Below are 23,033 nucleotides of genomic sequence, written 5' to 3'. Positions count from 1 at the left end.
GAGGAAGTGTCTGACAAATGGAAGTATATGCAGATTATGCAGCAACAACTCCAGTAAAAGAAGAAGTAATTGATAAGATGATGGAATTGTATGCGAAGCATTATGGCAATCCTTCATCCATTCATCGTGTAGGTAGAGATGCCAGACAATATTTAGATGCATCACGCAGAACGATTGCGTCATTACTAAGCGCAACACCTAATGAAGTGATTTTTACAAGTGGTGCGACTGAATCTAATAATACAGCGATTAAAGGGTTAGCGTATGCTAATAAACATAAAGGAAAACATTTAATTACATCAAAAATTGAACATCATTCTGTCTTACATGTATTCGAACAATTAGAGCGTGAAGGTTTTACTGTTACGTATCTAGATGTAGATCGTGAAGGAATTGTTGATTTAGAACAATTGAAAGCGGCGATGACTGATGAAACCATTCTTGTTTCTATCATGTTTGTAAATAACGAAGTAGGTACAGTACAGCCGATGTATGATATCGAAGACATTGTCAAAGCACATGATGCTTATTTACATGTTGATGCTGTACAATCAGTCGAACATCTGCCGATTGAATTTGATGATTTTAAATTTGATACAATGAGCCTTACAGCTCATAAATTCGGTGGACCTAAAGGTGTGGGTGCTTTACTAGTAAAACCGAAGACACCTATTCAATTTTCGCAACTTGGCGGTGAACAAGAAACAAAACGTCGAGCTGGGACAGAAAATGTACCGCAGATTGCCGGTATGGCTGAAGCGTTGAAATTAGCAACAGAACATCGTAACGAAAACAACATTCATTTAATGAATTTAAAAGAAACATTTTTAGTTAACTTGCAAGAACGCAGTATTCCATTTGAAGTGAATGGTTCAATGACAGATACAACAGGTCATATCTTAAACTTGTACTTCCCATTCATCGATGTAGAAACGATGTTGACATTGCTTGATTTAGCAAATATTGCTGTATCATCAGGCTCTGCATGTACTGCAGGTTCAACTACACCATCACACGTTTTAGCGGCGATGTATGGTGATAATGATCCAAGAACAAAACAATCTATCCGCTTCAGTTTCAACGAATTAACAACTGAGCGTGAAATTAAATATATCGTGGCAGAAATACAAAAAATTTATTTGAAATTTAAGGAGGAATAAGCATGAGCAACCAAGATACTCGTGTTGTCGTAGGGATGTCTGGTGGTGTAGACAGTTCAGTGACTGCCTATCTTCTAAAAGAACAAGGTTATGACGTCATCGGTATTTTCATGAAAAACTGGGATGACACTGATGAAAATGGCGTTTGTACTGCGACAGAAGATTATAACGATGTAATCGCTGTTTGTAACCAAATCGGTATACCGTACTATGCGGTAAATTTCGAAAAAGAATACTGGGATAAAGTCTTTACTTACTTCCTGGATGAATATAAAAAAGGGCGTACACCAAACCCTGATGTGATGTGTAATAAAGAAATTAAATTCAAAGCGTTTTTAAACCATGCGATGAAACTGGGTGCGGATTACGTCGCAACAGGTCACTATGCACAAGTAAGACGTAATGAAGATGGTTCAGTTGAAATGTTACGTGGGGTCGACAACAATAAAGACCAAACGTACTTTTTAAACCAACTGACACACGAACAACTTTCAAAAGTGATGTTCCCACTAGGCGGGATGGAAAAATCAGAAGTGAGAGAAATTGCGTTAGCACAAGATTTAGCCACTGCGAAGAAAAAAGATTCAACAGGCATCTGCTTTATCGGTGAACGCAACTTCAAAGATTTCTTATCTAATTATTTACCAGCGCAATCAGGAGATATGCGTACATTAAACGGTAAAAAAATGGGTACACATGGTGGTCTAATGTATTATACAATTGGCCAACGTCATGGTTTAGGCATCGGCGGCGATGGAGATCCATGGTTTGTAGTCGGTAAAAATCTAGAAGATAATGTGTTATATGTTGAACAAGGTTTCCATCATGACGCATTGTACAGCGACTATCTGATAGCTTCTGACGTTTCACTTGTGAATGATATCGATTTATCACAAGAGTATCGCTGTACTGCGAAATTCAGATACCGTCAAAAAGATACAGGTGTTACTGTCACACAAATCGGTGAAGACCAAATTCGTGTAGACTTTGATGAACCTGTACGTGCGATTACACCTGGACAAGCCGTTGTATTATATGATGGTGAAGTCTGCTTAGGCGGCGCAACGATTGATGATGTTTATAAAAATGAAGGCCAACTCACATATGTTGTCTGATTTTTAATCAGGGACTAGGATTTTCCTAGTCTCTTTTTTACATAGTTTCAAGTTTTTCTGATAAAATAAAGAGTTGAATAAGAAAGAAATGAGGACTAAGTATGAAACAAGAAGAAATTTATCAGTTAATTAAAGAAGGTCAATTTGAAGCAGCGTTAAAAGCACTGTTTGAAAATATTGATGCACATCCTGAAGATATTGAAAACTACATTAATTCAGGTATTTTACTTGCGGAAGCAGGTGAAGTAGAAAAAGCTGAGAAATTTTTCCAAAAAGCCTTAACTATCGATCCGAATAACGGTGCAATTTATTATAATTTAGCAAATGTTTATTATAATGCGGAAAGTTATAATGATGCGATTAAACTTTATCAACAAGCACTCCAAACAGGTGTCGATGAAGCGGATACCAATTATATGATAGGGATGTCATTTAATAACTTAGGTGACTATAAATCTGCATTACCTTTCCTTATGCGTGCTGCAGAACTTGATCAAAATCAAGATGAAGAAATTCAATTCCAATATGGCTTAGTCCTATGCCATTTGGAACTATTTGATCAAGCTGTTAAACAATTAGATACCGTGTTAACTATAAATCCTAAACATACAGACGCATTATATAACCGTGGTTTAGCGGGTTATATGTTTACTGAAGAAATCTATGAAGCAATCCCATACTTTGAAAAAGCAATAGAGATTGATCCAGAACATTTATTAAGTCAGCATGCACTTAAAACATTCACCCAATTTGATGCAGAGGAGGAATAAATTTGGAGAACCCTACATTGTTTGACTATTCGATGGTCAAAGGAACAGTAGAAGCAATCTTATTTCAAAATAAAGACAATTTTTATACCGTTCTAAAAGTAGATCCGATTGAAACCAATGAAGATTTTGATAATATGCCTACAATTGTGGGGTTCTTTCCTGAAATTGCTGAAGGCGATGTATATACCTTCAAAGGTCAAGCTGTGACACATCCGAGATACGGTAAACAATTAAAAGCAGAAACGTTTGAGAAAGAAGTACCACAAACCAAAGATGCGATAATCAGCTACTTATCCAGTGATTTATTTAAAGGAATCGGTAAGAAAACAGCGGAAAATATCGTAAATACGCTCGGTGAAAATACTATTAATAAAATTTTAGATGATCGTTCGGTATTAGAAGATGTGCCCAACTTATCTAAAAAGAAACAAAGTCAAATCGCTGATCAAATTTATAGTAACCAAGAAGTAGAAAAAATTATGATTAGACTACACGATTTAGGCTTCGGTCCAAAATTAGCGATGAGCATCTATCAAGTCTATCAAAGCGATACTTTACAAACGATTGAGAAAAATCCATACGATCTCGTTTATGATGTGCGTGGCGTTGGTTTCCAAAAAGCAGATACCTTAGCTAAAAATTTAGGCATAGAATATAATGCGCCAGAGCGCTTAAAAGCTGGGCTGCTTTATACAATAGAAGAAGAGTGTATTAAACAAGGGCATACATTTCTACCTAAAGATTATGTATTAGAAACCTCTCTTGAAATGTTAAGCAAGGGTTATGAACAAACAATAGATATCAGTATGTTAGAGAAAATGATACTTGAATTGACCGAAGAAAGTAAGTTGGTTGAAGCGGATGAAACACTGTCCATACCAAGCTTATATTATTCAGAGGTCAAAAGTGTACAGAATCTGTACCGTATCGCATCGCATCAATCCAAATTAGAGAATATCGAACAATCTGACTTACAAATGAATATTGGTGAAATAGAAGAGATGAATGAAGTCAGCTATGCGTCTTCTCAAAAAGAAGCTTTAGAGACAGCCATCAATTCTAAAGTGATGTTATTGACAGGAGGCCCTGGTACAGGTAAAACTACTGTCATTAAAGGCATCGTTGAACTCTATGCTGAAACACACGGTTTATCATTGTCGTATGATGATTACCAAGAAGATGATTATCCAATTGCGCTTGCCGCACCGACAGGACGTGCAGCCAAACGTTTACAAGAATCTACAGGACTTGAAGCGATGACCATTCACCGCTTAATCGGTTGGAGCCAGGATACCAAACCTGAAGACGTGTTAGAAAATGAAATTACCGCAAAGTTAATCATTATTGATGAAATGTCGATGGTAGATACCTGGTTGTTCCATCAATTCTTAAATGCGGTACCGATTGATGCGCAAATTATTTTAGTCGGAGATGAAGATCAGCTGCCTTCAGTCGGTCCAGGACAAGTGTTTAAAGATTTGATTGATGCGAAAGTGATTCCACGTGTCAATCTTACTGAAGTTTACCGTCAACAAGATGGTTCTAGTATTATTGAATTGGCACATAAAATGAAATTAGGTCAGCCGATAGATATCACAGAACGTTTCCATGACCGCAGCTTTATTCCATGTACAGCTGAACAAATCCCAGATGTGGTTAATAAAGTTGTGAGCTCTGCGGTTAAAAAAGGTTATGATATGAGCGATATTCAAGTCTTAGCACCGATGTATCGCGGCAGTGCTGGGATTAAGCGTTTGAATAAAGTGCTACAAGATATCTTGAATCCTAAGGCAGAGGATGCGAGAGAGATTGAGTTTGGAGAAGCGGTCTTTAGAAAAGGTGATAAAGTCTTACAACTTGTAAACCGCCCGAATGACAATATCTTTAATGGCGATATTGGTGTGATTGTCGGTATTTTCTGGGCTCGAGAAAACGAATTAAATAAAGATATACTTGTCGTTGATTTCGAAGGTAATGAAATTACCTTTACGAAACAAGATATGATGGAATTAACACATGCGTATTGTACGTCTATTCATAAAGCACAAGGGTCAGAATTTCCGATAGTCATTATGCCGATTGTGAAACAATATTATCGCATGTTGCAGAGACCGATTATTTATACAGGTTTGACACGTGCAAAACAATCTTTAGTTTTCCTAGGTGACAGCCAAGCGTTTGATATTGGTATGAAGACACATGGGCAAGTTCGTATGACACGTCTTGCGCAACTGTTAAGAGATTATTTCGGAACTGAAGGTGAAGCGAATGACGAGACCAACCAAACAAAAGTTGAGAATCAAACGCAATCAGCACCATCACAGCAATTAGTCGAATTAACAGAAGCAACAATTTATGAAATTGACCCGATGATCGGTATGGGCAAGGTCACACCCTATACCTTTAACCATGAATAAAGTGTTGTGTGAAGTATGATATATGTTGACTTTTAAAGTCTGTCAGACTAAAATAAAATTAATTCGCATAAAGCCGAGTAAGCAAAAGTCATGCATCAGAGAGGTACCGGGTGGTGAAAGGTATCGCAAACTTTGCTGAACGCTACTTTATGTCAGTCCGTATAAGAATAAGAGTGATGCAGTAAAATTTGCTGCATAACTAGGGTGGTACCGCGATGCATTCGTCCCTTTGAGGATGGATGCATTTTTATTTTGCGAAAGAACACATACGGCAATGTTTTAAATATGTAGATTAGGAGTGAGTTATTTATGAAGCAATTAAAAGCAAGTGAAATCAGACAAAATTTCATTGATTACTTTAAAGAAAATGGACATATGGTCGAACCTTCTGCACCTTTAGTACCAATTGATGATGATTCATTATTATGGATCAACTCAGGGGTTGCGACATTGAAGAAATACTTTGATGGACGAGAAATTCCGAAAAAACCACGTATTGTGAATGCGCAAAAAGCGATTCGTACAAACGACATTGAAAACGTTGGTTTTACTGCACGTCACCATACTTTCTTTGAAATGTTAGGAAACTTCTCTATTGGTGATTATTTCAAACGTGAAGCAATTGAATTTGCTTGGGAATTCTTAACTAGTGATCGTTGGATGGGCATGGAACCCGAAAAATTATACGTGACGATTCACCCTGAAGACATGGAAGCATTCGATTTATGGCATGATGTTATTGGTTTAGATGAAAGCCGCATTATCCGTATTGAAGGCAACTTCTGGGATATCGGTGAAGGCCCTTCAGGTCCTAATACAGAAATCTTCTATGACCGCGGTCCAGAGTATGGTCAAGATGATCCAGCAGAAGAAATGTATCCAGGTGGCGAAAATGAACGTTATCTTGAAGTTTGGAACTTAGTATTCAGTGAATTCAACCATAATCCTGATCACACGTATACACCACTTCCAAATAAAAACATTGATACCGGCATGGGTCTAGAACGTATGGCGTCTATCGCACAAAATGTGCGTACGAACTACGAAACTGACCTATTTATTCCAATTATTGAAGAAGTTGAAAAAATTTCAGGTAAGAAATACCAAGAAGATGCAACGCAAGATGTCGCATTTAAAGTGATTGCTGACCATATCAGAACCATTGCATTTGCTATTGGTGACGGTGCTATACCAGCAAATGAAGGTCGCGGTTACGTGTTACGTCGTTTATTACGCCGTGCAGTACGTTTCAGCCAATCATTAGATATCAACAAACCATTTATGTATGAACTTGTGGATACAGTAGCGGACATTATGGAACCTTACTATCCAGAAGTAAAACAAAAAGCAGACTTCATTAAACGTGTTATTAAATCTGAAGAAGAACGTTTCCACGAAACACTAGAAGAAGGTTTAGCAATTTTAAATCAATTTATTAAAACAGCAAAAAACGGCGATAAAATCATCAAAGGTGAAGATGCGTTCAAGTTATATGATACGTATGGCTTCCCAGTTGAATTGACTGAAGAAATTGCTGGGAATGAAGGCTTAAGTGTCGATATGGCGACATTCGAATCAGAAATGCAGCAACAAAGAGACCGTGCACGTCAAGCACGTCAAAATTCACAATCAATGCAGATTCAAAGTGAAGTGTTAAAAAATATCACAACAGAGAGTGAATTTGTCGGTTATACGCATACGGATTATCAAACTGAGTTGACAGACTTAATTTATAATGGTGAAGCGGTAGAACAAGCAGATGCTGGTGAAACAGTTTTCTTCATCTTAAAACAAACTCCATTCTACGCTGTATCAGGTGGACAAGTGGCTGACCAAGGTACAGTCGGCAACGAAAACTTTGAAATTGAAGTCACAGAAGTTACAAAAGCGCCTAATGGTCAAAACTTGCATAAAGGTGTCGTTCAATTCGGTCAAGTGACTACAGGTGCACAAGTTGATGCTTCTGTAAATCATGAAGAACGCCGTGCGATTACGAAAAACCACAGTGCGACACACTTATTGCATGCAGCACTTAAAGAAGTACTAGGCGATCATGTCAACCAAGCAGGTTCACTTGTTGAAGGTGAACGTTTACGCTTCGACTTCTCTCATTTTGGTCCAGTGACGAAAGAAGAGTTAGAACAAATTGAACGTCGCGTTAACGAACAAATTTGGAAAGGCATCAACGTTACAATCAAAGAAATGCCGATTGAAGAAGCGAAAGCGTCAGGAGCAATGGCACTATTCGGTGAAAAATATGGTGATATTGTACGTGCCGTAGATATGAAACCATTCTCAATTGAATTATGCGGCGGTATCCATGTTCAAAACACATCAGAAATCGGTCTGTTTAAAATTGTCAGCGAATCAGGTACTGGTGCAGGTGTCAGACGTATTGAAGCTTTAACAGGCAAAGCAGCATTCTTATATCTAGAAGGTATTCAAGATAAATTCAACGACGTAAAACAATTAGTGAAAGCCAAAGATGATACACAAGTGGCTGAAAAAGTCGAACACTTGATTGACAGCGAAAAACAATTGCATAAGCAATTAGAACAACGCAATCAAGAAATCACTGCACTTAAAATGGGCAGCTTAGATGATCAAGTTGAAGACATCAATGGTTTGAAAGTCTTAGCGTTGCAAGTAGAAGCAGACAACGCAAAAGCATTAAGACAAACAATGGATGATTTCAAATCTAAACTTCAAGATGCAGTGATTATCTTAGCAAGTGATGTCGGCGGTAAAGTTGCTTTAGTTGCGACTGTACCGAAATCAGAGACTGATAAAGTCAAAGCAGGCGATATTATCAAAGAAATGGCACCCGTTGTCGGCGGTAAAGGCGGCGGCCGTCCAGATATGGCACAAGGCGGCGGCAGTGAGCCAAGTAAGATAACAGATGCATTACAATTCATTAAAAACTACATTAAATCACTATAATCTCCTTGCACTCTCATGTAGAATAGAGAATGTATCAGCCTACTATAGTAGAAGGAGTGTGTAGTAAAATGAACAATTTTGATAAAACAATGCGTTTCAATATTGAAGAAGTACCAAAAGATGATGTTAAATCCGTGCTGACTAATGTGTATCGTACCCTTGAAGAACGTGGTTACAATCCAGTTAACCAAATAGTAGGATATTTACTTTCAGGAGATCCTGCATATATTCCACGTCATAATGAAGCAAGAAATCAAATCAGACGTATCGATCGTGATGATATCATGGAAGAACTTGTTTCTTATTATTTAAAGGTCTCAGATAAAGAATAATAGATGTTATCACATAAAATTATCGGATTAGATGTTGGCAGCAAAACAGTCGGCGTTGCTGTGAGCGATTTAATGGGTTGGACTGCTCAAGGCTTAGATACACTCCGAATCAATGAAGAAGAAAATGAATTAGGTATAGACCGCTTGGCAGCTATCATAAAACAAGAGGATGCAGATACTGTCGTCATAGGGTTACCGAAGAACATGAATAATTCTATTGGATTTAGAGGCGAAGCTTCGTTAAAATACAAAGAAGCACTCCTTGAAGCATTACCAGATATTAAAGTGGTAATGTGGGATGAGCGCCTAAGTACAATGGCAGCTGAAAGGTCATTGTTAGAAGCAGATGTTTCTAGAAAAAAACGCAGCAAAGTTATTGATAAAATGGCTGCTGTGTTTATCTTGCAAGGCTATTTAGATTCACTTTAATTTACCGTAAAAGGAGCGTTATTTATGTCAGAGAAAAATCAAAACCAAGAAGCGGAATTACAAATCAATAACGATGAAGAGTTATTAACTTTATTCGATGAAGAAGGTAATGAGGTACTTTATCGTAAAGTATTAGAATTTTATCATCCTGAATTTGACAAAGAATATGTCATTTTAGCTGAAGAAGGCGAAACTTCAGACGATGATGATATGATTGAATTAATTCCAATGATCAATGTCCCAGATGAATCAGGTGACGGCGGTAAATTCTTACCAGTTGAAACTGAAGAAGAGTGGGACATGATTGAAGAAATCGTAAACACTGAAATGGAATAAATGAGCAATTATGAAGCGGAGGGCTAACCTCCGCTTTTTTCATGCATCAAAAACGAAACCTTGTTCGTATATCAAAAAAGTATTTTACAGATATTCATTCTGAGTACTTAATATTCAATAGGTTTTATGGTAAAATATGTAAAGTTAAATAATGATATGTGCAACAGCGATATAAGAATCAGTCAAACTGCGACTGATTTATTTTTATTCTTTTGTACATTGTATGGATAAAGGAAGAGAACTATGAGCAAAAATGAAAGTTATTTAGTTGCGTTGACACAAAAGCATTCCCATCCATTAGAAACATTAAGACCTTATGCGATAGAACATGAGGTACCGATTATTCATCCTTTATCATTAGATATGATTAAACAGTTGATACGCATCCATCAGCCTAAGCGTATTTTAGAAATCGGTACCGCTATTGGTTATAGTGCCATGCATTTTGCGTCTGTGGATGCTTCTGTGCAGATATGGACCATAGAACGTGATGAAAACATGTATCAACAAGCGAAACAAAATATCGAACAATTTGGTTATCAAAACCAAATTCATATGATTTATGGAGATGCGAGAGAAACGTATGACGAAGTAGCTGATCAACAATTCGATATGATATTTATTGATGCAGCAAAAGCACAAACGAAGAAATTCTTTGAATTGTATACACCGTTGCTGCGATCTGGCGGACTTGTTGTGATTGATAATATTTTATATCACGATTTTGTAGCTGATATTGACATTGTACGCAGCAGAAACATTAAACAAATGGTAAAGAAAATTCAAAAGTTCAACGCATGGTTAAATGACAACGAAGCATATCAAACAAACTTTTTAGATATAGAAGACGGTTTAGCAATAGCCGTAAAAGGAGACTCGAAATGACAGAATTACTCGTGACACCTAAATCAGTCGCACATATTGAGACTTTAATTGAAAAAGGTGCTGACGCTTTTGTGATAGGCGAACAAAAGTTCGGTTTGCGCTTAGCAGGTGAATTTGATCGTACTGCGATGAGAGAAGCGGTTGAATTAATTCATGCCCATGGCAAAAAAGCCTATGCTGCAGTAAACGGTATTTTTCATAACTATCACCTGAATGCAGTCGAAGATTATATTGATTTCTTACATGAAATCAGAGTAGACCGCATCATCTTCGGAGACCCGGCAGTCGTCATGTATGTCAAAGCACAACAAGACCCAATTCCTTTAAATTGGGATGCTGAAGCGTTAGTGACGAATTACTTCCAATGTAACTACTGGGGTAAACGCGGTGCGAAACGAGCAGTACTTGCGCGTGAATTGAATTTAGAAGAAATCTTGAATATTAAAGCACATGCTGAAGTTGAGATCGAAGTACAAGTACATGGCATGACATGTATGTTCCAATCAAAACGTATGTTGTTAGGTAATTACTATACCTTCCAAGACAGACAAATGAAGATAAAACGTAACGAAACAAACAAGGATTTATTGTTATATGATGAAGAGCGTGAAAATCAATATCCGGTGTTTGAAGATTATAACGGTACACATATTATGTCACCGAATGATATCTGCTTGATTGAAGAGTTAGAGCCGTTACTTGAAGCGGGTATCGATAGTTTGAAAATTGATGGTGTGTTACATACAGAAGAATATATCAATGTATGTACAGAACAATATAGAGAAGCCATTGATTTATATCATGAAGACCCTGAAGCTTATGAAGATGAAAAATTCATGCTCGTTGATCCGATTGAAGCTATTCAACCAGACCATCGACCATTCGATGAAGGATTCTTATTCAAACATACCGTTTATTAAGGAGGAAAAATCTTGGTTACTCAAGTTAAAGAAGTAAAAACACAACCTAAACGCCAAGTGAAAAAACCAGAGTTGCTTGCACCTGCGGGTAACTTGGAAAAACTTAAAATTGCTGTACATTATGGTGCAGACGCAGTCTTTTTAGGCGGACAAGAATACGGACTCCGTTCTAATGCTGATAACTTCACAATGGAAGAAATCAAAGAAGGCGTGGACTTTGCAGCACAATACGGCGCAAAAATTTATGTGACTACCAACATCATTGCGCATGATGAAAATATGGATGGCTTAGAAGGGTATCTAAGAAATCTAGAAGCTACAGGCGCAACAGGCATTATTGTGGCTGACCCGCTCATTATTGAAACATGCAAACGCGTTGCACCTAAACTTGAAATTCATTTATCAACACAACAATCTCTAAGTAACTATAAAGCAGTAGAGTATTGGAAAGAAGAAGGATTAGATCGCGTCGTGCTTGCACGTGAAACAGGTGCTATGGAAATGAAAGAAATGAAAGATAAAGTTGATATCGAAATCGAAGCTTTCATCCACGGTGCAATGTGTATCGCATATTCTGGTCGTTGTACGTTAAGTAATCATATGACAGCACGTGACTCTAACCGAGGCGGCTGCTGTCAAAGTTGTCGTTGGGATTACGATTTATTAGAAGTCGATGAAGATGGAGACTTAGATTTATTTTATAAAGAAGAAGAGGTCGTACCTTTTGCGATGAGTCCAAAAGACTTGAAATTAATCGAATCTATTCCAAACATGATGGATATCGGTATTGATTCGCTTAAAATCGAAGGACGTATGAAATCCATTCACTATATTGCGACTGTTGTTTCTGTTTATCGTAAAGTAATTGATGCTTATGCAGCAGATCCTGACAACTTTAAAATCAAACCAGAGTGGTTGATGGAATTAGATAAATGTGCCAACAGAGATACAGCTTCTTCATTCTTTGAAGGGACACCTGGTTATCAACAGCAAATGTTCGGTAATGAGTCTAATAAGAAAACACCTTATGATTTCTGCGGTTTAGTCTTAGATTATGATAAAGAAACTAAAATGGCGACCATTCAACAACGTAATCATTTCAAACCTGGACAAGAGATTGAATTTTTCGGCCCTGAAATTGAGAACTTTACACAAGTGGTTGAAGCCATTTATGACGAAGAAGGCAATGCATTAGATGGTGCACGTCATCCACTCCAAATTGTTCAATTTAAAGTTGATCATGATATTTATCCAAACAACATGATGCGAAAGGAAATAGGATAATGAAAGCCACTACCATTATAGGCATTGCAGGCGGATCTGGATCAGGTAAAACCTCAGTCACAAACGAAATTCTGCACAATTTAGAAGGTCATAGTGTTGCATTAATTGCGCAAGACTACTATTATAAAGACCAATCACATTTAACATTTGAAGAACGCTTACAAACAAATTATGATCATCCATTTGCGTTCGATAATGATTTATTGATACAAAACTTAATAGATTTACGCAATGGTATACCAGTAGAAGTGCCGACGTATGATTATGTCAATCATACGAGAAGCCCTGAAACCATTGCATTTCAACCGAAAGATGTTATTATCGTAGAAGGAATATTTGCACTAGAAAACAAAACATTACGTGATTTAATGGATGTTAAGATTTATGTCGATACAGATGCAGATTTACGTATCTTAAGACGCTTGATGCGCGATACAAAAGAACGCGGTCGTTCTATGGAATCTGTCATTGAACAATATATGTCTGTCGTTCGTCCAATGCATAATCAATTTATCGAACCGACGAAACGTTATGCGGATATTATTATCCCAGAAGGCGGCAGCAATAAAGTTGCTATCGATATAATGACGACAAAAATCCAATCATTAATACAAAATCAACAGTAACACTTGAGTAAAGGAAGATGAAAATATGGAAAATCAAAAACAATATCCAATGACCCAAGAAGGTTTTGAAAAACTAGAACAAGAACTTGAAGAATTAAAAACCGTTAAACGACCTGAAGTCGTTGAAAAAATTAAAGTTGCACGTTCTTTCGGGGACTTATCTGAGAACTCTGAGTATGATGCAGCGAAAGATGAACAAGGTTTTATCGAACAAGATATCCAACGTATTGAACACATGATTCGTAATGCATTGATTATCGAAGACACAGGCGATAATAATGTGGTACAAATCGGGAAAACTGTAACGTTTGTTGAACTTCCTGATGGTGATGAAGAAGTGTATCAAATTGTTGGGTCTGCAGAAGCGGATGCATTTAATGGCAAAATTTCAAACGAGTCACCGATTGCGAAAAGCTTAATCGGTAAACACCTAGAAGATGAAGTTCGTGTACCTCTTCCAAACGGTGCAGAAATGAAAGTAAAAATTACTAATATTCAATCACAATAATCATTTATAACCGAAGCAGAACGTGCTTACTTATAAATGAATGACAAAGGGTTGGTGATACTTTTGTTTGAAGGTTGCTTCAAATGGACAAGAGTAAGGCGCCAACCTTTTTTATGTGATTATTGTGCTGCGCAATGACTTTGGTCGTTGCACTAGACAAATTATGATAAAATATCACTGATAGTTAATTTGAAAGGGGAAATGACCATGATAGGTATCATTGGTGCAATGGAAGAAGAAATAATGATTTTAAAAGAACATATTGAAGAATTAGAAGAAATTACCATTGCTCATGTAAAATTTTATAAAGGTAAGATCAATGATAAAGCAGTCGTCTTGACGTTAAGCGGTATTGGTAAAGTTAACGCAAGTATATCTACTGCTTTACTTATTCAACAATTCTCCCCAAAAGCAATTTTAAATACAGGTTCTGCAGGGGCGTTAGATCATTCGTTGCAAGTCGGTGATGTCTTAATCGGAACTGAAGCAATGTATCATGATGCAGATGCGACAGCGTTCGGTTATGAGTTGGGACAAATTCCGAATATGCCGATTGCGTATGAAGCGGATGATAACTTAGCAGAATTAGCACAAGCTGTAATTGAGAAGCAGAACTTAACTGGTCGCTTAGGTATGATTGTCAGCGGTGACAGCTTTATCGGAGAAGTGAAACAACGTGAATATATAAAAGCACATTTCCCTAAAGCTATGGCGGTAGAGATGGAATCTGCAGCGATTGCACAGACTTGTTATCAATTTAACACGCCGTTTATAATCACAAGAGCAGTATCAGATTTAGCAAATGGCGAAGCAAATATTACATTTGATGAATTCATAGGAGAAGCAGCGAAAACATCTAGTGAAACTGTATTACAAATGTTGAAATCATTATAAAGATAAGGTGGATAAAAGTAATGGGAATTTTAAGTAGGAATTTTATGCCAAATGCTTATGTAAAATCAATCCATGAAATAGATTTTGATCAATTAGCAGAAAATGGAATCAAAGGTGTTATAACGGATTTAGATAATACATTAGTAGGTTGGGACGAAGCTGACCCGACACCGGCAGTCATTCATTGGTTCAATATGTTGAATGAAAAAGGTATCAAAGTAACTGTGGTTTCAAATAACCATCAAGGCAGAGTTTCCAGTTTCTGCCAACCACTTAAGGTCAACTATATTTTTGAAGCGAAAAAACCAATGGGCAAAGCATTCAAACATGCCTCAGAACGTATGGGACTAAAACCAGAGGAAACTGTAGTGATTGGAGATCAAATGATGACAGACGTCTTTGGCGGCAATCGACGTGGTATGTATACAGTTATGGTTGTACCTGTGAAAAAAACAGATGGCTTTATCACAAAATTCAACCGAATTATTGAAAGACGTTTATTACACAGATATAAAAGAAAAGGCTATATTAAATGGGAGGAAAATTGATTGGCAGAAACGAAATGTATTGGATGCGGAGCAACACTACAAGCTGAAGATCCAAAGAAACCAGGTTATGTGCCAGCGCACAATCTGCATAAAGAAGATGTGATATGTCAACGCTGCTTCAGATTAAAAAATTATAATGAAATTCAAGATGTCGGCATGGATAGCCAAGACTTTTTAGACTTATTAAATCATTTGGCAGATAAAAAAGGGCTTGTCGTCAATGTTGTAGATATCTTTGATTTTGAAGGTTCTTTTATTAATGCTTTAAAACGTATTGTCGGAAATAAAAAAGTTATCCTAGCAGCGAATAAAATTGATTTGTTACCTAAACAAATTAACAAACGTCGCGTTAAAGAATGGCTGAAGAAATCTGCACGTAAGTATGGCTTACAAGCTGAAGATGTTGTATTACTTTCTGCAGAGAAGGGATATGGTATCCAAGATTTATTAGAAGCGATTCAACAACATCGTAAACATGAAGATGTTTATATTGTAGGGACAACTAATGTTGGAAAATCTACGCTAATCAATAAATTGATTGAACAAAGCGTGGGTGAAAAGAATGTTGTGACAACATCACGATTCCCAGGGACAACATTAGATTTAATTGATATTCCGTTAGACGATCAATCATTTATGTATGATACACCTGGTGTCATTCAAGATCATCAAATGACGCATTATGTTTCTGAAAAAGAACTTAAACAAATCATGCCGAATAAGGAAGTAAAACAACGTGTTTATCAGCTTAATGAAGGACAAACGCTCTTCTTCGGCGGATTAGCACGTATCGATTATGTTTCTGGCGGTAAACGCCCATTAGTATGTTACTTCTCTAATAATTTGCCGATTCATCGTACTAAAACTGAAAAAGCGAATGAATTATGGCGTACGCAAATTGGCAAATTATTAGCACCACCAAGTAATAAAGATGATTTTAATTTAGATGAAATGAAAGCAGTACGCCTAGAAACGGGTAAAGAGAAGAAAGACATCATGATAGCAGGACTAGGGTTTATTACTATTGGCCCTGGTGCTAAAGTGATTGTCAGAGTTCCAAAATCAGTCGATGTTGTACTTAGAAATTCAATCATGTAGCAGGTGATAGGTATGAAATTTGCGGTAATCGGTCATCCCATTGACCACTCGTTATCTCCGATTATGCACGACGCTAACTTTAAAGCGTTAAATCGAGATGACACGTATGAAGCACTCAACATTCCACCTAAGCATTTTCATTTAATTAAAGAAATTATAAATGAAAAACAGCTGGATGGATTTAATATCACAATCCCGCATAAGGAAAGTATTATTCCTTATCTGGATGAGATAGATAGCCATGCGCAAACTATTGGTGCGATTAATACAGTGAAAATTGAAAACGGCCGTTGGTTCGGTTATAACACTGACGGTATTGGTTATGTCAAAGGACTGCAGGAAGTATATCCTGATTTAGAAAATGCGAAAATATTATTGATTGCTGCAGGTGGTGCAAGTAAAGGGTTAGCAGCTGCTTTAGATGCTATTGTTAAAGCACCGTTAACTGTTGCTAATCGTACTATGCGCAGATTTGATACTTGGGATTTAACTGTTGAACAATTGACGTTGGATGATGCTGAGAAAGCATTAAATCAATTTGATATTGTGATTAATACGACGCCTGCTGGAATGAATAAAAATAAAGATGTAGTAATCTCGTTAGACAACCTAGCGTCTCATACGCTCGTTAGTGATATTGTCTATGTACCCGCTAAAACGCCTATATTAGCATTAGCTGAAGCGAAAGGAAATCCGATTTATAATGGTCTAGATATGTTTGTAAATCAAGGAGCTGAGAGCTTTAAAATATGGACGGGGGAAGAAGCGGATACAGAAGCGATGAAAACTGCTGTAATTGAACAATTAAAAAGGAGAAATTAGATGCTGACAGGTAAACAAAAAAGATTTTTAAGAAGCAAAGCCCATCATGTGAATCCCACTTTCCAAATTGGTAAAGCAGGATTAAATGAGAACATGATTGAGCAACTGGATGAAATTTTAGAAAATAGAGAGTTAATTAAAATCCATATCTTACAAAATAATATGGATGATAAAAACGAACTTGCACGTGCTGTAAGTGAAGCAACAAAAAGTGAATTGGTACAAGTGATTGGGTCTATGATTGTTTTATACAAAGAATCAAAAGAAAATAAACAAATCGAATTACCATAATCAATGACACAGTCGATTGTATTATATGGGGGCCAATTCAATCCAATTCATACAGCACACATGGCTGTTGCAAGTGAGGTATATCACCAATTAAAACCAGATCGTTTTTTATTTCTACCAAGTTATATGTCACCACTTAAAAGTCATAATTCTGAATTAAATACATCACATCGTCTAAAGATGTTAGAAATTGCTACAGAAGAATTAGGTTTCGGTGAAGTATGCCTAGACGAAATTGAACGACAAGGTCAAAGTTATACGTATGATACATTACAAGCATTTAAATCTGCCCATCCCGACTCAAATCTTTTCTTTATCATTGGTACAGATCAATACGATCAATTAGAACGGTGGTATCGCATTGAAGAACTTAAACAAATTGTTACATTTGTAGTGGTTAATCGAGGAAAAGAAGTACAGGATGTAGCAGAAGGAATGATAGCTGTAAGGATACCTAGAATTGATATCAGCTCATCATTGATACGTCATCGCGTACAATCAGGTGAATCAATACAAATTCTAGTTCCTAGACAGGTTGAATCATATATCAGAAGGGAGCGATTATATGAAAATTGAAGAAGCTATCAAACTAGTCGAAGAAAAATTACCAAAGAAGCGTTATAAACATTCACTAAGAGTAGCCGAAACAGCTAAACATTTAGCGGAAATCCACAAAGGGGACGTGGAAAAGGCTGAATTAGCAGGTGTATTACATGACTACTCAAAATATGATGATTTAGGATATATGTATCAAATTGTCGGCCAGCATAATTTAGATCCAGATTTATTAAGTTATGGTTCAGAAATTTTACATGGTCCAGTCTGTGCGGTTATTATGAAAGAGAAGTATGGTATTACTGATGAAGAAGTATTAGCTGCCATTCATTATCATACGACTGGTCGCGCACAAATGACAAAGACAGAAAAATTGGTTTTTATAGCAGACTATATTGAACCAAAAAGAGAAATACCAGGTGTTGAAGAAATTAGAGAAATGGCAGAGAAACCCGGTAACTTAGATCAAACAATTTATGAAATTTCTAAAAGAACAGTGCTATTTTTAATTGGTAAAGATATCAGCGTGTACAAAGCGACGATTGATTGTTTAAACTACTATAATTTCAGTGATGAAAGAATAAAGGATGATTAAATGCAAGTAGAACAAATTTTAGATATAGCGATTAACGCAGTTGAAAGTAAAAAAGCAGAAGAAGTTATTTCTCTTGATTTAGAAGGCATTCATGATATGGCGGATTACTTTGTTATTTGTCATGGTAATAACGAACGACAAGTACAAGCAATCGGCAGAGCTGTAAAAGAAGCAGCAGATAAAGAAGGTATTAATGTTTCAGTGTTTGAAGGTCTTCATGAAGCAAGATGGATTTTATTAGATTTATCAGGTGTTATCGTTCATATTTTCCACAAAGATGAACGTGGTTACTATAATATCGAAAAGCTTTATAGAGACGCGCCTATGAAAACATATGAGGAAGCTTATTAAATGAGTCAGTACGAAGGCTTTAGCCAGTATTACGATGAACTTACACAAGATCAATCTTATGACCAATGGTTAGATATTATTCATAAAGCTACACCAAAGCGTGACAGCATATTAGATATCGGCTGTGGTACAGGTAGTTTAACGACTATATTAACAGACTTTAAAAGCGTTACAGGTATGGACATAAGTAGTGACATGCTTGCAGTTGCTTCTAAAAAGTCTGATTCAGTAAGATGGATTGAAGGTGATATGACAGAATTTGAATTAAATCAAAATTTTGATGTTATCACTATCTTGTGTGATTCATTAAATTACATTACTGATCAAAGTGGCGTTATTAAGACGTTTAAGCATGTATATCGTCATTTAAATGCTGACGGGACATTTATCTTTGATGTGCACTCAGTGTTTAAAATGAATACCTTATTTGCTAACCAAAACTATATTGATGAGACAGAGCATATCTTCTTAGCATGGGAAGCAATACAAGGTGATTTACCTAATAGTGTATGGCATTATATGACTTTCTTTGAATGTCAAGATGATGGTAAGTATCGTCGTTTTGACGAAGAACACTACCAAAGAACATTTAGCGAACAAGAATATACTGATATGCTTAAAGAAGTTGGTTTTAATCACATCAATACATTTTATGATTTTGATACTGCTAATCATGATGAACAAAGTGATCGCTTATTCTTCATTGTAAAAAAATAAAGTAAATTCACTCCTTTGTACGTTTAATTGATAAAGGAGTGAATTTTTTATGCTAGAAAACTTAAAGCACTACTATAATCAATATAAACGTTTCTCTTGGATAGCTATTGTTGCACTCATAGTGATGGCCTTTTTTGTATACAATATGCATCTGAATAATAGCAATCAAGAGATTGAATCAATTCTACAAAATAAAAGTAGTACTCAGTTCGACAAGGATAAACCGCATGTTTCGAAAAGAAAAGAAGCTAGCAATGATGCAAATATAGATGGTGAAAAGAATAGAAAAACAAAAGTAGTTGTAGTAGATGTCAAAGGTGCTGTTGAGCATCCTGATATTTATGAAATGAATGATAATCAACGTATCAAAGATGTATTAAATAAAGCGAAGCTTACAAGCAAGGCTGACCTAACAACTATTAATCTTTCAGAGAAGCTAACAGATCAAAAAATGATATTTATACCTGAAAAAGGTCAAAATTCTACAACTAGTATTGGTATCAATAATGCTAGTGCAATAAGTTCTAATAAATCACCACAAACTAAGGTAAATCTAAATAGTGCCAAAGAAAATGAATTAACTACTGTAAACGGCTTAGGGCCATCTAAAGCAAAAGCAATAATAGAGTTTAGAGAAACAAAAGGACCGTTTAACAGCGTAGATCAATTAAAGAATGTTAAAGGCATAGGGGTAAAATCATTTGAGAAATTAAAAGAATATTTTACAGTTTAGCAATAATGATTTATTACCGTTCAGATTTGTTATAAAATAGTATTGCTATAAGACAAAGGAGGTTCAAAGTGTGGAAAGAATTAAATGGGAAGAATACTTTATGGCTCAAAGCCATTTATTATCACTTCGTTCGACATGTACTAGATTGTCTGTAGGTGCCACAATTGTTAAAGATAATCGAATCATAGCTGGGGGTTATAACGGTTCAGTAGCAGGCGAAGTACATTGTATTGACGAAGGTTGTTTAATGGAAGATGGGCATTGTATTAGAACAATACATGCTGAAATGAATGCTATTCTGCAGTGTGCGAAACAAGGTGTTTCAACTGAAGGTGCCACAATATATGTTACACATTTCCCATGTTTGAACTGTACGAAATCCATTATTCAAGCGGGTATTAAAAAGATTTATTATGCTAAAGACTATCATAATCATGAGTATGCTTTAAAACTGCTGAAACAATCAGGGATTGAATATAAAAAAATACCATTTGATGCTGATCAAGTTGCAGAATTTTTAACAAAGAAGTGATTCATATTTGATATATATTGCACTTGCATTTTTAGACGGCATCTTATTCTTATATAATAAGCCACTTGCATTTGCACTTGCTGGCTTATTATTTTTGATAATTTATAAAAGAAGACTCACCCATTTATTAACCATATTGATATTATGTCAACCTATAATAAGTTATTGGTTTTTTACTAGCCATATTTCATCAACAAATCAAAATTTCCAGTGGTTTAAGAATCATAGATATTTTAATAGTCGTGTTGAAATGACTCAAATAAAAATTAAAAACGATAAATATGTTGAAGGAAATACTAAGATATATGGAAATTCGGTTAAACTTTTTTATTTTCCAAAGCACCAGAATCAATTTGAAGATTTTAAAAAGCTATCATCTAACGTGAGTTGTCATGTAGAAGGGCAAATAAAAGTCGATTCAGATTTTAATAATGCCATTTCAATAATAGCAAAAAAGATTAATCTTAATTCTTGTTCTCAAATTGACTCGAATTCTATTGATTCCATAATAGAAAGACATAAAGCATTTTCTCTCATGCGACTGAAACAATATTCTCCAAATTGGCAAAACACTTATGCCATGATTACAGGGGACGTTAGTTACATCGATCAAAAATCAATTGAACTTGATAAAGAAATTGGTATTTATCATTTATTAGCTGTAAGCAGCTCACATGTTGTTGTTATTGCGTCAATATTCTACTTTATCTTTAATCGCTTCTCAATCCCTCTTTTTATTACTAAAGCTTTTATTATTTTCACTTTATTTATTTTTGCTTATTATACTAACTTTGCACCGAGTGCTTTAAGAGCAATACTCTGTATGTCTTTAGTGATGATACTTCCTAAAAGGTTTTACCACTCATTATTAGATATATTAGCGGTTGTTTTTCTCTTTTTATGTATTACAAATCCTGATATTGTTCTAGATATTGGTTTTCAGTTCTCATTTTTAATTACTTTTTTCATAATGTTATGTTCTCCAGTTTTTAAAAAAATAAAGCCTATACAATCTATGTATGTAATGAAATTGATTGCCCAAATTGGTTCCTTTTTAGTGAGCGCTTTTCATTTTAATCAAATACAGTGGATAGGTTTTATCGCAAACTTCTTATTTATACCTTTTTATTCATTCATTTTATTTCCCATTGCTATCGTCACATTTTTCTATTATCAATTTTTTAATACCAATCTTATCTTAAATAAAGTGATAGAAATATCCTATTGGGTGCATGACACGCTTTTAATTCCAATTTTTAAGAATTTAACGACTCTTAGATGGTTTGTAGGAGATATGAACAATACTTTATTAATAGGTACTCTGTTTTGGCTCGTATTGATGTTGGCATTAATTACACAAGGCAAAATGAAAAATAGTACAATTGTTTTTATACTAGGAAGTATCCTAATTACTTATACGACTTCTATTCCGCATTTAAGATTCACAGCACTTAATGTAGGACAAGGAGATTCATTTTTATTTGAAACTGAGAATCGTCAACGCGTTTTAATAGATACTGGTGGTAAAGCGCAAAATGAAAATGAGATATTTAATTTCAATCATACTAATGTTTCTCATTCCATCAATAAGTTTCATGTGCTGCCTACATTACGTAAAAGGGGGATTTCCTCTTTAGATTATATTATTATTACGCATCCTCATGCTGATCATATCGGTGAGTTGGACTATATTATTAGTCATGTTCATATCAAACATTTAATTGTCAATTTTAAAAGTTACCCAACACCTGCATTAATGCAGTTAAACGACATGTGTCATAAATTTAGAACCACTTTATTGGATGTTAATAATATCTCTTCTTTAAAACTAGGGGAAAATAAAATAACTTTTTATAACGCAGCAATTACTCAAAGCGCTGATCTAAATGATCATTCGATTATGGCTTTAATACAAACAAAGTCATACAATATTTTAACGACTGGAGATGCGACAGTAAAAAACGAACAGAAATTATTATCGAATTATAAGGTTCCTAAAATAGATATATTAAAAGTTGGTCATCATGGCAGTAAAACAAGTAACAGTGAAACATTTTTAAATACAATTCATCCTTCATATAGCATTATTTCTAGCGGTCAAAACAATGTATATAAACTGCCAAATAAAGTTGTAATAGAACGATTAAAACAAATAGATACAAAGCTATTTAATAC

At 35.6% G+C, this 23,033-nt stretch carries 25 protein-coding genes and 1 other annotated feature; all 25 genes read left to right on the top strand.

What is annotated here, in order from left to right:
• Positions 1-17: 17 nt before the first annotated feature.
• The gene (locus BU038_RS05875) at positions 18-1,160 is read left to right on the top strand and encodes a cysteine desulfurase family protein (RefSeq protein ID WP_107605242.1); all 1,143 of its coding nucleotides are present in this window, start codon (positions 18-20) and stop codon (positions 1,158-1,160) included.
• Between the two features lie 2 nt (positions 1,161-1,162).
• Positions 1,163-2,275 (top strand): tRNA 2-thiouridine(34) synthase MnmA, encoded by a 1,113-nt coding sequence (gene mnmA / locus BU038_RS05870; protein ID WP_107605241.1) that lies wholly within the window; start codon positions 1,163-1,165, stop codon positions 2,273-2,275.
• Between the two features lie 101 nt (positions 2,276-2,376).
• Complete coding sequence (locus BU038_RS05865; RefSeq protein ID WP_107605240.1) at positions 2,377-3,045, top strand: tetratricopeptide repeat protein; 669 nt, start codon at positions 2,377-2,379, stop codon at positions 3,043-3,045.
• A 2-nt stretch (positions 3,046-3,047) separates the two neighbouring features.
• Entirely contained in the window at positions 3,048-5,462 is a 2,415-nt protein-coding gene (gene recD2 / locus BU038_RS05860; RefSeq protein ID WP_107605239.1) for an SF1B family DNA helicase RecD2, read from the top strand.
• A gap of 61 nt (positions 5,463-5,523) precedes the next feature.
• Positions 5,524-5,694, top strand: a binding site (T-box leader).
• Positions 5,695-5,771: 77 nt separating this feature from the next.
• On the top strand, positions 5,772-8,402 hold the full coding sequence (gene alaS, locus BU038_RS05855) for an alanine--tRNA ligase (protein ID WP_107605238.1): 2,631 nt from the start codon (positions 5,772-5,774) through the stop codon (positions 8,400-8,402).
• Between the two features lie 68 nt (positions 8,403-8,470).
• Positions 8,471-8,734 carry an IreB family regulatory phosphoprotein gene (locus tag BU038_RS05850; RefSeq protein ID WP_107605237.1) on the top strand — a complete coding sequence of 88 codons (264 nt, stop codon included), beginning with the start codon at positions 8,471-8,473 and terminating at the stop codon, positions 8,732-8,734.
• Positions 8,735-8,737: 3 nt separating this feature from the next.
• Entirely contained in the window at positions 8,738-9,163 is a 426-nt protein-coding gene (gene ruvX, locus BU038_RS05845) for a Holliday junction resolvase RuvX (RefSeq protein WP_107605236.1), read from the top strand.
• Between the two features lie 24 nt (positions 9,164-9,187).
• Entirely contained in the window at positions 9,188-9,499 is a 312-nt protein-coding gene (locus BU038_RS05840) for a DUF1292 domain-containing protein (RefSeq protein WP_107605235.1), read from the top strand.
• A 243-nt stretch (positions 9,500-9,742) separates the two neighbouring features.
• Positions 9,743-10,384 carry an O-methyltransferase gene (locus BU038_RS05835; RefSeq protein ID WP_107605234.1) on the top strand — a complete coding sequence of 214 codons (642 nt, stop codon included), beginning with the start codon at positions 9,743-9,745 and terminating at the stop codon, positions 10,382-10,384.
• A complete protein-coding gene (locus BU038_RS05830) occupies positions 10,381-11,304 on the top strand; it encodes a peptidase U32 family protein (protein WP_107605233.1) in 924 nt (307 codons plus the stop codon). Before BU038_RS05835 ends, BU038_RS05830 begins: the two co-directional genes overlap by 4 nt.
• A gap of 12 nt (positions 11,305-11,316) precedes the next feature.
• A complete protein-coding gene (locus tag BU038_RS05825) occupies positions 11,317-12,588 on the top strand; it encodes a peptidase U32 family protein (protein WP_107605232.1) in 1,272 nt (423 codons plus the stop codon).
• A complete protein-coding gene (gene udk, locus BU038_RS05820) occupies positions 12,588-13,214 on the top strand; it encodes a uridine kinase (RefSeq protein WP_107605231.1) in 627 nt (208 codons plus the stop codon). The genes BU038_RS05825 and udk overlap by 1 nt, the downstream gene beginning before the upstream one ends.
• A gap of 25 nt (positions 13,215-13,239) precedes the next feature.
• Entirely contained in the window at positions 13,240-13,722 is a 483-nt protein-coding gene (gene greA / locus BU038_RS05815; RefSeq protein WP_002481095.1) for a transcription elongation factor GreA, read from the top strand.
• A 207-nt stretch (positions 13,723-13,929) separates the two neighbouring features.
• The gene (locus BU038_RS05810) at positions 13,930-14,616 is read left to right on the top strand and encodes a 5'-methylthioadenosine/adenosylhomocysteine nucleosidase (protein WP_107605230.1); all 687 of its coding nucleotides are present in this window, start codon (positions 13,930-13,932) and stop codon (positions 14,614-14,616) included.
• A gap of 20 nt (positions 14,617-14,636) precedes the next feature.
• Positions 14,637-15,164, top strand: coding sequence for a YqeG family HAD IIIA-type phosphatase (locus tag BU038_RS05805; RefSeq protein WP_002481093.1), 528 nt, complete (start codon positions 14,637-14,639; stop codon positions 15,162-15,164).
• On the top strand, positions 15,165-16,262 hold the full coding sequence (yqeH, locus tag BU038_RS05800; protein ID WP_107605229.1) for a ribosome biogenesis GTPase YqeH: 1,098 nt from the start codon (positions 15,165-15,167) through the stop codon (positions 16,260-16,262).
• 12 nt (positions 16,263-16,274) lie between these two features.
• Complete coding sequence (gene aroE, locus BU038_RS05795) at positions 16,275-17,084, top strand: shikimate dehydrogenase (RefSeq protein ID WP_107605228.1); 810 nt, start codon at positions 16,275-16,277, stop codon at positions 17,082-17,084.
• Positions 17,085-17,375: a ribosome assembly RNA-binding protein YhbY gene (yhbY, locus tag BU038_RS05790; protein WP_107605227.1), complete on the top strand. Its 291-nt coding sequence runs from the start codon at positions 17,085-17,087 to the stop codon at positions 17,373-17,375.
• A 3-nt stretch (positions 17,376-17,378) separates the two neighbouring features.
• On the top strand, positions 17,379-17,951 hold the full coding sequence (locus BU038_RS05785) for a nicotinate-nucleotide adenylyltransferase (RefSeq protein WP_107605226.1): 573 nt from the start codon (positions 17,379-17,381) through the stop codon (positions 17,949-17,951).
• Complete coding sequence (gene yqeK, locus BU038_RS05780) at positions 17,941-18,525, top strand: bis(5'-nucleosyl)-tetraphosphatase (symmetrical) YqeK (RefSeq protein WP_107605225.1); 585 nt, start codon at positions 17,941-17,943, stop codon at positions 18,523-18,525. Before BU038_RS05785 ends, yqeK begins: the two co-directional genes overlap by 11 nt.
• Positions 18,526-18,876, top strand: a complete 351-nt coding sequence (gene rsfS / locus BU038_RS05775) for a ribosome silencing factor (protein ID WP_107605224.1) — start codon at positions 18,526-18,528, stop codon at positions 18,874-18,876.
• Entirely contained in the window at positions 18,877-19,593 is a 717-nt protein-coding gene (locus tag BU038_RS05770; protein ID WP_107605223.1) for a class I SAM-dependent DNA methyltransferase, read from the top strand.
• Between the two features lie 49 nt (positions 19,594-19,642).
• Positions 19,643-20,326: a ComEA family DNA-binding protein gene (locus BU038_RS05765; RefSeq protein WP_107605222.1), complete on the top strand. Its 684-nt coding sequence runs from the start codon at positions 19,643-19,645 to the stop codon at positions 20,324-20,326.
• A gap of 70 nt (positions 20,327-20,396) precedes the next feature.
• Positions 20,397-20,858: a ComE operon protein 2 gene (locus tag BU038_RS05760; RefSeq protein ID WP_107605221.1), complete on the top strand. Its 462-nt coding sequence runs from the start codon at positions 20,397-20,399 to the stop codon at positions 20,856-20,858.
• A 7-nt stretch (positions 20,859-20,865) separates the two neighbouring features.
• On the top strand, positions 20,866-23,033 hold a 2,168-nt coding region (locus tag BU038_RS05755; protein ID WP_107605220.1), incomplete at its 3' end, for a DNA internalization-related competence protein ComEC/Rec2.

It is taken from the genome of Staphylococcus simulans, assembly GCF_003043455.1.
In the GTDB taxonomy this organism is placed as follows: Bacteria; Bacillota; Bacilli; order Staphylococcales; family Staphylococcaceae; genus Staphylococcus; species Staphylococcus simulans_A.
The sequence above is the reverse complement of the archived record's forward strand: the minus strand, read 5'-3'. Positions and strand labels throughout refer to the sequence as shown.

What these genes read in the sequence shown, in the direction of transcription:
- alaS (WP_107605238.1), top strand. Translation starts at nt 5,772, where the DNA reads ATGAAGCAATTAAAAGCAAGTGAAATCAGACAAAATTTCATTGATTAC.
- BU038_RS05865 (WP_107605240.1), top strand. Translation starts at nt 2,377, where the DNA reads ATGAAACAAGAAGAAATTTATCAGTTAATTAAAGAAGGTCAATTTGAA.
- BU038_RS05805 (WP_002481093.1), top strand. Translation starts at nt 14,637, where the DNA reads ATGGGAATTTTAAGTAGGAATTTTATGCCAAATGCTTATGTAAAATCA.
- rsfS (WP_107605224.1), top strand. Translation starts at nt 18,526, where the DNA reads ATGCAAGTAGAACAAATTTTAGATATAGCGATTAACGCAGTTGAAAGT.
- BU038_RS05835 (WP_107605234.1), top strand. Translation starts at nt 9,743, where the DNA reads ATGAGCAAAAATGAAAGTTATTTAGTTGCGTTGACACAAAAGCATTCC.
- udk (WP_107605231.1), top strand. Translation starts at nt 12,588, where the DNA reads ATGAAAGCCACTACCATTATAGGCATTGCAGGCGGATCTGGATCAGGT.
- BU038_RS05840 (WP_107605235.1), top strand. Translation starts at nt 9,188, where the DNA reads ATGTCAGAGAAAAATCAAAACCAAGAAGCGGAATTACAAATCAATAAC.
- BU038_RS05770 (WP_107605223.1), top strand. Translation starts at nt 18,877, where the DNA reads ATGAGTCAGTACGAAGGCTTTAGCCAGTATTACGATGAACTTACACAA.
- greA (WP_002481095.1), top strand. Translation starts at nt 13,240, where the DNA reads ATGGAAAATCAAAAACAATATCCAATGACCCAAGAAGGTTTTGAAAAA.
- yhbY (WP_107605227.1), top strand. Translation starts at nt 17,085, where the DNA reads ATGCTGACAGGTAAACAAAAAAGATTTTTAAGAAGCAAAGCCCATCAT.
- BU038_RS05830 (WP_107605233.1), top strand. Translation starts at nt 10,381, where the DNA reads ATGACAGAATTACTCGTGACACCTAAATCAGTCGCACATATTGAGACT.
- mnmA (WP_107605241.1), top strand. Translation starts at nt 1,163, where the DNA reads ATGAGCAACCAAGATACTCGTGTTGTCGTAGGGATGTCTGGTGGTGTA.
- BU038_RS05810 (WP_107605230.1), top strand. Translation starts at nt 13,930, where the DNA reads ATGATAGGTATCATTGGTGCAATGGAAGAAGAAATAATGATTTTAAAA.
- yqeK (WP_107605225.1), top strand. Translation starts at nt 17,941, where the DNA reads ATGAAAATTGAAGAAGCTATCAAACTAGTCGAAGAAAAATTACCAAAG.
- ruvX (WP_107605236.1), top strand. Translation starts at nt 8,738, where the DNA reads ATGTTATCACATAAAATTATCGGATTAGATGTTGGCAGCAAAACAGTC.
- BU038_RS05765 (WP_107605222.1), top strand. Translation starts at nt 19,643, where the DNA reads ATGCTAGAAAACTTAAAGCACTACTATAATCAATATAAACGTTTCTCT.
- aroE (WP_107605228.1), top strand. Translation starts at nt 16,275, where the DNA reads ATGAAATTTGCGGTAATCGGTCATCCCATTGACCACTCGTTATCTCCG.
- BU038_RS05850 (WP_107605237.1), top strand. Translation starts at nt 8,471, where the DNA reads ATGAACAATTTTGATAAAACAATGCGTTTCAATATTGAAGAAGTACCA.
- BU038_RS05785 (WP_107605226.1), top strand. Translation starts at nt 17,379, where the DNA reads ATGACACAGTCGATTGTATTATATGGGGGCCAATTCAATCCAATTCAT.
- BU038_RS05875 (WP_107605242.1), top strand. Translation starts at nt 18, where the DNA reads ATGGAAGTATATGCAGATTATGCAGCAACAACTCCAGTAAAAGAAGAA.